Consider the following 7,927-nt stretch of genomic DNA (forward strand, 5'->3'; position numbering starts at 1 on the left):
TAGCTTCTTAGCTTCTTAGCTTCTTAGCTTCTTAGCTTCTTAGCTTCTTAGCTTCTTAGCTTCATTCGCTTAGAGCTAGCCTAGACGTCGGTTTTTTCCTTGAACTCACACAAGTCTTCAATGATACAGCTGCCACAGCGTGGTTTACGCGCCACACAGGTGTAACGTCCATGAAGAATGAGCCAGTGGTGGACATCCAGTTTGAATTCTTTTGGAATGACTTTGAGCAGCTTAGCTTCAACATCATCGACCGTTTTACCCATTGCTAACTTAGTGCGGTTTGATACACGATAGATGTGAGTATCAACGGCAATGGTTGGCCAACCGAATGCAGTATTTAACACTACGTTTGCTGTTTTGCGGCCTACACCTGGAAGGGCTTCTAACGCAGCACGATCTTCCGGTACTTCACCATTATGTAGGTCAAGCAGCATACGACACGTTTTGATGGTGTTTTCTGCTTTCGAATTAAATAGGCCGATGGTCTTGATGTACTCTTTTAGGCCGTCGACACCTAGGTCGAAAATAGCCTGTGGAGTATTAGCCACAGGGTACAGCTTATCAGTGGCTTTGTTGACGCTGACATCGGTTGCCTGCGCAGATAAGAGCACGGCGATCAGCAACTCGAAAGGGCTGTTCCAGTTAAGCTCGGTTTCTGGATTTGGATTGTTTTCTCTCAAACGCTCAAGTATTTCTACTCGTTTTACATTGTTCATAGCGACATTACTTTCAAATAGTTAGGGCTTGAGTTCCGGCGAAGTTCTTTCAAACTTACTCGTTTTAAAATAACAAGTTTCGCAATGGTTCAGGCTTTATCATCGGTTACGCGCTCTTATGAGCGTCATTATTATGTGTACTTGGTCAATCTATTTACCTTCTGAGCGGTTGAGCTACTCAGCAGGATTTAAGCTACTGTAACTTATCAGGCATTGGTAACGCGAGCGCGTTCAATAGTTGGTTTTTCTTGTTTTGGCTGTCTAGATTTAGCTTGGTTGTCGATGATGTTTTTCAAAGCAATCAAGAAACCAACACCAATGAAGGCACCGGGTGGTAGCAGGGCTAACAAGAAGCTGTTATCAAATTGGAATATCTGGATTCGTAACACCGAAGCCCAATCACCAAGGAGTAGGTCTGCGCCATCAAATAGAGTTCCGTTACCAATAACCTCGCGCATCGCACCCAATACAACCAGTACCGATGTCATGCCAAGACCCATCCAGAAACCATCTTGAGCAGCAGGTAAAACTTCGTTTTTAGACGCGAAAGCTTCCGCTCGGCCAATGATGATACAGTTGGTTACGATCAGCGGGATAAAGATACCCAAAGAGAGGTAAAGGCCATACGCGTAAGCGTTCATCAGAAGTTGAACACAGGTTACTAGTGAAGCAATGATCATCACGAATACTGGAATACGCACTTCTTTTGGCACATGGTTTCGAACCAAAGATACAGACACGTTCGAGCCGACTAGTACAAGCAAGGTAGCGATACCTAATCCAAGAGCGTTAGTCACAGTCGAAGAGACAGCCAACAGCGGACATAAGCCAAGGAGTTGTACTAGGGCAGGGTTATTGGCCCACATGCCATTTTTGATCAGTGTTTTATGGTCACTCATTATTCACCACCACAATTTAGAGGTTGAGCAAGCAATGCTTGGTTGTTTTGATTAACGTATTGCACCGCTTGTTTCACTGACTTAACGACAGCTCTTGGCGTAATGGTTGCGCCAGTGAACTGGTCAAAGTCACCACCATCTTTACGAACCTTCCAACGGTCAAGATTAGAATCCGTCACTTGCTTACCAGCAAATGAGAGAATCCAATCACTCACACGCAAATCAATCTTATCACCCAAACCTGGAGTTTCTTGGTGAGAAAGCACGCGAGTACCTAAAATAGTACCGTCGATCTTCATTCCAACAATCACTTTAATCGCGCCATTGTAGCCGTCTGGGGCAATCGCTTCGATCGCAATCGCACTCGGCTCACCATTGATTTTAGCAATGTAAGCCGGCATCGCTTGCTCAGTACCAAGTTCTTCTGTTTGAACGAGAGTGCAAGATGAAAACAGTTCGTTGTCGTGCAGATCGTGTGGGATCACTTGGTTAAGAACAGACAGTAACTGAGCCTGTTCTTGTTGTTTGATCTGATCTTTGGTCAGGTAGTGAGTTACCGCGACCAAACCCGTCGAAGCACACGCAAAAATCGCGAGTACAAGGCCGTTTTTCTTAATTGCATTTAGCATGGTATCCGCTCCCTTTAGTGGCCGTATGTACGAGGTTTGGTGTAGTAGTCAATCAGTGGAACACACATGTTGGCTAACAATACAGCAAACGCCACGCCATCAGGGAAACCACCCCAACTGCGGATGATAAAGACTAAACCGCCGATCAGAGCACCAAACACCAAGCGACCTTTGACTGTCGTGGATGCTGAAACTGGGTCGGTCGCAATGAAAAATGCGCCGAGCATAGTCGCACCAGACAATAGATGAATGGTCGGTGATGCGGTCTCGCCAGGAGTGAACATCAAGAACATTAGGCTAAATAGGGTCAAGCTTCCCAGAAACGCTACTGGGATATGCCATTGAATCACGCGTTGCTTGATAAGCACTAAGCCACCAATAAGGTAAGCAAGGTTTACCCACTCCCAACCCACGCCAGCTAACCAGCTAAATTGAGGTTGAGACAGAGCTTCAGACGCTGTGTTGCCTGCCGTTAATGCGGTTTTGAAGGCATCGAGTGGCGTCGCCATTGTGGTGCCATCAATCCCTAAACGAGCTTGTTGTAGAGATAATCCTTCATTATTGAAGCCAGTAAAGATCATCAAGAATGAGTCCACAAAGCTGGTTGCTTCAGCGGTTAAGCTCGCGGGAGCATTCCAACTGGTCATCTGAACTGGGAACGAGATCAGCAAAACAACGTAAGCGACCATCGCTGGGTTAAATGGGTTTTGCCCAAGTCCGCCGTATAGGTGTTTCGCGATGACAATTGCGAAGAACATACCTATCACTAGAATCCACCACGGAGAGTGTGGAGGAATCGCGACACTGAGTAGCCAAGCGGTGACAACAGCACTGTAGTCACGTAGCGCCATCACTGGCGGGCGCTTTCTTAGCAGCATTACAGCGGCTTCAAAGGTAACAGCAAGTGCAATAGCAAATACTAACTGGATGAGCGTACCCCATCCAAAGAAGTAGGTTTGAGCTAGTAGACCTGGCAATGCACAAATAGCGACCCATTTCATGAGTTCGGGGGTGCTTCTACGATTGTGCGAGTGCGGTGAGCTGGCGATAAAGAAGGCCACTACTCTTTCTCCTCATTATTCTTTTTGTCTTGCTCTTGCTGCGCCTTTCTTGCTTTAGCACGAGCAATCGCTGCAGCAACCGCTGCTTTTTTAGGGTCGACTGGTTCTTGTTGAGTTTCAGCCTTTAATTCAACTACAGGTTCAACCACAGATTCAGGTGTTTCTGCTGATTCTTCCTGTTTCGCTTGTTGTGCCTTTCTTGCTTTAGCGCGAGCTATTGCAGCGGCAACAGCAGCTTTTTTAGGATCCACTGGTTCTGATTGGATTTCAGCTTCCACTTCTATTTCAGGAGCGATTGCTTCTGCTTCGACCTGCTTAGCTTGCTGTGCTTTCTTCGCTTTGGCGCGAGCAATAGCGGCAGCGACTGCATCTTTTTTGGCATCACCAGAGCTTTCAGCTGAAGCTTCGCTTTCTGTTGGAGTAGAAGATTCCGCTTGTTGAGCTTTCTTGGCTTTAGCGCGAGCGATAGCTGCAGCAACAGCATCTTTCTTAGCGTCGCCAGTACTTGCAACTGGAGCTTCGCTTTCTGTTTGAGTAGAAGATTCCACTTGTAGAGCCTTCTTTGCTTTAGCGCGAGCAATGGCCGCAGCGACAGCATCTTTCTTGGCATCGCCGGTACTTTCAGCTGGAGCTTCGCTTTCGGTTTGAGTAGCTGATTCAGCTTGTTGAGCCTTCTTGGCTTTAGCGCGAGCTATAGCTGCAGCGACAGCGTTTTTCTTGGCATCGCCGGTACTTTCAGCTGGAGCTTCGCTTTCTGTTTGAGTAGCTGATTCCGCTTGTTGTGCTTTCTTGGCTTTAGCGCGAGCAATGGCCGCAGCGACAGCATCTTTCTTGGCATCGCCAGAGCTTTCTGCCGGAGCGTCAGAAGCTGATTCCGCTTGTTGAGCTTTCTTGGCTTTAGCGCGAGCAATAGCCGCAGCGACAGCGTCTTTCTTAGCGTCGCTTGATTTTTCAATCGGAGCTTCAGAAGCCGATTCCACTTGCTGGGCTTTCTTCGCTTTAGCGCGAGCTATAGCAGCAGCGACAGCATCTTTCTTGGCATCGCCAGTACTTTCAGCCGGAGCGTCAGAAGCTGACTCCGCTTGTTGAACTTTCTTCGCTTTAGCGCGAGCAATAGCCGCAGCGACAGCATCTTTCTTGGCATCGCCAGAGCTTTCTGCTGGAGTCTCGGCTGCTGCTTGTTGTGCCTTGCGCTCTCGAGCTTGTCGTTTACGTTCTTCACGCAATTTCGACATTTCAGAGTTGTCTGGTTCAGCGCCATCCGCTTTCTGAGCCGCCGCTTGTTTTGCTTTTGCTTTAGCAATCGCAGCAGCTACCGCAGGTTTCACCGCTGGTTCCGCATTAGGAGCTTGGTCTGCCGCGGCTTTTTGCGCTTTAACGCGAGCAATCGCAGCTGCAATCGCATCATCACCATTGGCTGATTTCATGTCTTTACGACGGTTGTCAGCAGCTTTCTTGAAGCGGTTTTCACGTTCTGCTTTGTCACGCTCCATACGAGCGTTTTTCTCTTCGAAACGAATCTTGGCGCGCTCTGCAGCTGTCGCTTCATCTTTTCTTGTTTTGATTTCGGCTTTCGCTTGGCGATAGTACTGAACAAGAGGAATTTCACTTGGGCAGACAAACGCACAAGCACCACATTCAATACAGTCCTTAATATTCAGCTCTTCACACTTATCCAACTCGTTGGCTTTCGCATGCCATTGTAGTTGTTGAGGAAGTAGAGACGCAGGACAAGCTTCAGCACACGCGCTGCAACGAATACATTCCATCTCGTAAGTGCTTGGTGAGATCTCACGACGCGTTGGCGCTAAAATACAGTTCGACGTTTTAGTGATTGGCACATTGGCATGCGGCAAGGTAAAGCCCATCATCGGGCCGCCCAAAATCAAACGTGGCAGTTTTTTATCCGCTTTGTAGCCAAATTCCTCTAGTAACTCGTGTACTGGTGTACCTAATAGCGCCCAAACGTTACGAGGTTGCTTAAAGGTTTTACCGGTTAAAGTCACCACGCGGTTAATCACTGGTTCACCGTCGATTACTGCTCTCTTAATTGAGTAAAGCGAGCCGACGTTTTGAACCAAAACACCAATGTCTGCAGGAATGCCGCCAGCCGGAACCTCTTTGTTGGTGAGGATCTTGATTAGCTGTTTCTCACCACCAGAAGGGTATTTAGTTGGGATAACACGAATGACGATATCTTTGTCTTTCGCTGCAATCTCAAGTGCTTTTATCGCGCCTGGTTTATTGTCTTCAATGCCGATAACCGTCAGCTTTGGTTGAAGAATGTGTTCAACGACTTCGATGCCTTTTAATACTTCGTCGGCATGTTCTTGAAGCAACTTGTCATCAGAGGTGATGTAAGGTTCACATTCCGCAGCATTGACGATCAAAATGTCAGTACGACCTAAGCCGGATTGAAGCTTCTTAGCCGTAGGGAAGCCTGCGCCGCCCATGCCTGAAATACCAGCTTGGCGAATCACATCTAGCAGTTCGTCAGAAGTCTTTGTCGAAAAATCTTCAACTGGATTTTTTTCACTCCAAGTGTCTAGGCCATCAGGTTTAATAACCACGCACATTTCGCTCAAGCCTGAAGGGTGAGCGGTAGTTCGCGGTTCGATAGCGGTAATCACACCCGATGTTGGTGCGTGTACAGGTAACGTAAAACCTGTATCTAATGCAGTAAGTTGCTGACCTTTTAACACAGTGTCGCCAGCAGCAACCAATAGGTTACCCGGCTTACCTATGTGCTGTTTCACAGGAAGAACGATTTCTTCTGGAAGCCTTGCATGGACGATATCAGTAGTATTCGACTGTTTCTTGTTTTCAGCAGGGTGCACGCCACCAGGGAAGTTCCAAATAGAGCCCGTGCGAATTTGTTCAATTAAAGAGATCATACTAACCCTATGCTTTAGGCTCTGACGCAGTCGCATCAGTCGCTTGGTTAGTGATATCAGTAACAGGAATAATGTTCATCTGCCATTTCCAATTTTCAGTCGTTGTTGCCACTGGAATCATTTCAATACAGTCAGTAGGGCACGGTGCGACACATAGATCACAACCTGTACATTCATCTTTAATTACTGTGTGCAGTGCCTTGGTACCACCAACAATGGCGTCAACAGGGCAGGCTTGAATACACTTGGTACAGCCGATACACATATCTTCATGAATGAAGGCAACGGTTTTTACTTTGTTATCTAAGTCATGAGCGGAGTCTTCAACTTCTACGCCCATTAAATCTGCTAGCTTCTCTATGGTTGCTTGGCCGCCCGGAGGACATTTGTTGATCTTGTCTCCGTTAGCGATCGCCTCTGCGTATGGGCGACAGCCAGGGTAGCCACACTGGCCGCATTGGGTTTGCGGTAAAATGGTGTCGATTTGATCGACGATAGGATCAGCTTCAACTTTAAAACGGATAGAAGCAAAGCCCAAAATAGCGCCAAAAACAGCGGCTAAAACGGCTAGCGCAATGATCGCAATTAAAATGGTACTCATGCTTATTTCACCAACCCAGTAAAGCCCATGAATGCCAGAGACATTAGGCCTGCTGTGATCATCGCAATCGATGCACCTTTGAATGGCATTGGAACATCAGCAACCGCAATACGTTCACGCATTGCAGCAAATAGGATCAATACAAGAGAGAAACCAACCGCTGCGCCGAAACCATAGATGATCGACTGAATGAAGTTGTGGTTTTCATTGATGTTCAGAAGTGCCACGCCTAATACCGCACAGTTGGTGGTGATAAGCGGCAGAAAGATCCCCAATAGGCGATATAGTGTTGGGCTGGTTTTGTGAACGACCATTTCCGTAAATTGAACAACCACCGCGATAACCAAGATAAAGCTCATGGTACGCAGGTATTCAATACCCAGAGGGGTAAGGATGTAGGTTTCTACTAGGTATGCAGATACCGACGCTAACGTTAGAACGAAAGTCGTCGCGAGGCCCATGCCAATAGCAGTCTCCAACTTCTTGGAGACGCCCATAAATGGACATAGCCCTAAAAACTTCACTAGCACAAAGTTATTGACTAGCACTGTGCCAACCAACAACAAAAGGTATTCGGTCATAATGGATTAATTCTTGAGATTCCGATCCCGATATTATCCTGTTTTGCTCACCTAATAACAACCAAGGATCACTAGGGATTTAGACACTTGGTGAAAAAAACATCAGGTAATCGATTGATTACCAAAGCTGCAGTAAGTATAGACATAGATTTTGATGGTGTGAGCGTGCAGCGGTATATCACAATGATCTTTGTCTGATCATTTGAGTACTCAGTGATTTCACTTTTGTCTTCGGCCAAAAGGTCGAAATTGGTTGAAGTAAATAGCGAACTTTTGAGTCAATTGATTGTTGCTAACTCAGGGCTGTTGCTCGGTTGCTTAGAGGGCTTTTAGGAAAGTGAGTACGCTAAAACACAAGAAGCCGCATCGAGTGATGCGGCTTCTTTAAATTTGGCCCCCTTGTCGAGACTTAAACGCGGGCGGCTAGGTTTGTGACATTAACTTGGAACAAGTTAGTCGCAGTTATATACGAAAAAAGCCCAATCTTTCGATTTAATGCCGATCGTTTAAGAAGACTTGAACGATCTTGCAGTTAGCAGATAATCC

At 46.8% G+C, this 7,927-nt stretch carries 7 protein-coding genes; all 7 read right to left on the reverse strand.

Annotated features, from left to right (window positions below; all coding sequences use genetic code 11):
* Window positions 1-80: 80 nt before the first annotated feature.
* Window positions 81-716 carry an endonuclease III gene (nth, locus tag AB6C75_RS21540; protein WP_102281089.1) on the reverse strand — a complete coding sequence of 212 codons (636 nt, stop codon included), beginning with the start codon at window positions 714-716 and terminating at the stop codon, window positions 81-83.
* Window positions 717-922: 206 nt separating this feature from the next.
* Complete coding sequence (locus AB6C75_RS21545; protein WP_017102723.1) at window positions 923-1,615, reverse strand: electron transport complex subunit E; 693 nt, start codon at window positions 1,613-1,615, stop codon at window positions 923-925.
* Window positions 1,615-2,244 carry an electron transport complex subunit RsxG gene (rsxG, locus tag AB6C75_RS21550; protein WP_102398537.1) on the reverse strand — a complete coding sequence of 210 codons (630 nt, stop codon included), beginning with the start codon at window positions 2,242-2,244 and terminating at the stop codon, window positions 1,615-1,617. The genes AB6C75_RS21545 and rsxG overlap by 1 nt, the downstream gene beginning before the upstream one ends.
* Window positions 2,245-2,258: 14 nt before the next feature.
* Window positions 2,259-3,305 (reverse strand): electron transport complex subunit RsxD, encoded by a 1,047-nt coding sequence (rsxD, locus tag AB6C75_RS21555; RefSeq protein WP_372109185.1) that lies wholly within the window; start codon window positions 3,303-3,305, stop codon window positions 2,259-2,261.
* On the reverse strand, window positions 3,305-6,199 hold the full coding sequence (gene rsxC / locus AB6C75_RS21560) for an electron transport complex subunit RsxC (RefSeq protein WP_372109187.1): 2,895 nt from the start codon (window positions 6,197-6,199) through the stop codon (window positions 3,305-3,307). Before rsxC ends, rsxD begins: the two co-directional genes overlap by 1 nt.
* A 7-nt stretch (window positions 6,200-6,206) precedes the next feature.
* A complete protein-coding gene (gene rsxB / locus AB6C75_RS21565; RefSeq protein ID WP_004734040.1) occupies window positions 6,207-6,800 on the reverse strand; it encodes an electron transport complex subunit RsxB in 594 nt (197 codons plus the stop codon).
* A gap of 2 nt (window positions 6,801-6,802) precedes the next feature.
* Complete coding sequence (gene rsxA / locus AB6C75_RS21570; protein WP_004734039.1) at window positions 6,803-7,381, reverse strand: electron transport complex subunit RsxA; 579 nt, start codon at window positions 7,379-7,381, stop codon at window positions 6,803-6,805.
* Window positions 7,382-7,927 lie beyond the last annotated feature (546 nt).

It is taken from the genome of Vibrio sp. 10N.237.312.B06 (assembly GCF_041464685.1).
Taxonomy (GTDB): Bacteria; Pseudomonadota; Gammaproteobacteria; order Enterobacterales; family Vibrionaceae; genus Vibrio; species Vibrio tasmaniensis_A.

What these genes read in the sequence shown, in the direction of transcription:
- nth (WP_102281089.1), bottom strand. Translation starts at nt 716, where the DNA reads ATGAACAATGTAAAACGAGTAGAAATACTTGAGCGTTTGAGAGAAAAC.
- AB6C75_RS21545 (WP_017102723.1), bottom strand. Translation starts at nt 1,615, where the DNA reads ATGAGTGACCATAAAACACTGATCAAAAATGGCATGTGGGCCAATAAC.
- rsxG (WP_102398537.1), bottom strand. Translation starts at nt 2,244, where the DNA reads ATGCTAAATGCAATTAAGAAAAACGGCCTTGTACTCGCGATTTTTGCG.
- rsxC (WP_372109187.1), bottom strand. Translation starts at nt 6,199, where the DNA reads ATGATCTCTTTAATTGAACAAATTCGCACGGGCTCTATTTGGAACTTC.
- rsxB (WP_004734040.1), bottom strand. Translation starts at nt 6,800, where the DNA reads ATGAGTACCATTTTAATTGCGATCATTGCGCTAGCCGTTTTAGCCGCT.
- rsxA (WP_004734039.1), bottom strand. Translation starts at nt 7,381, where the DNA reads ATGACCGAATACCTTTTGTTGTTGGTTGGCACAGTGCTAGTCAATAAC.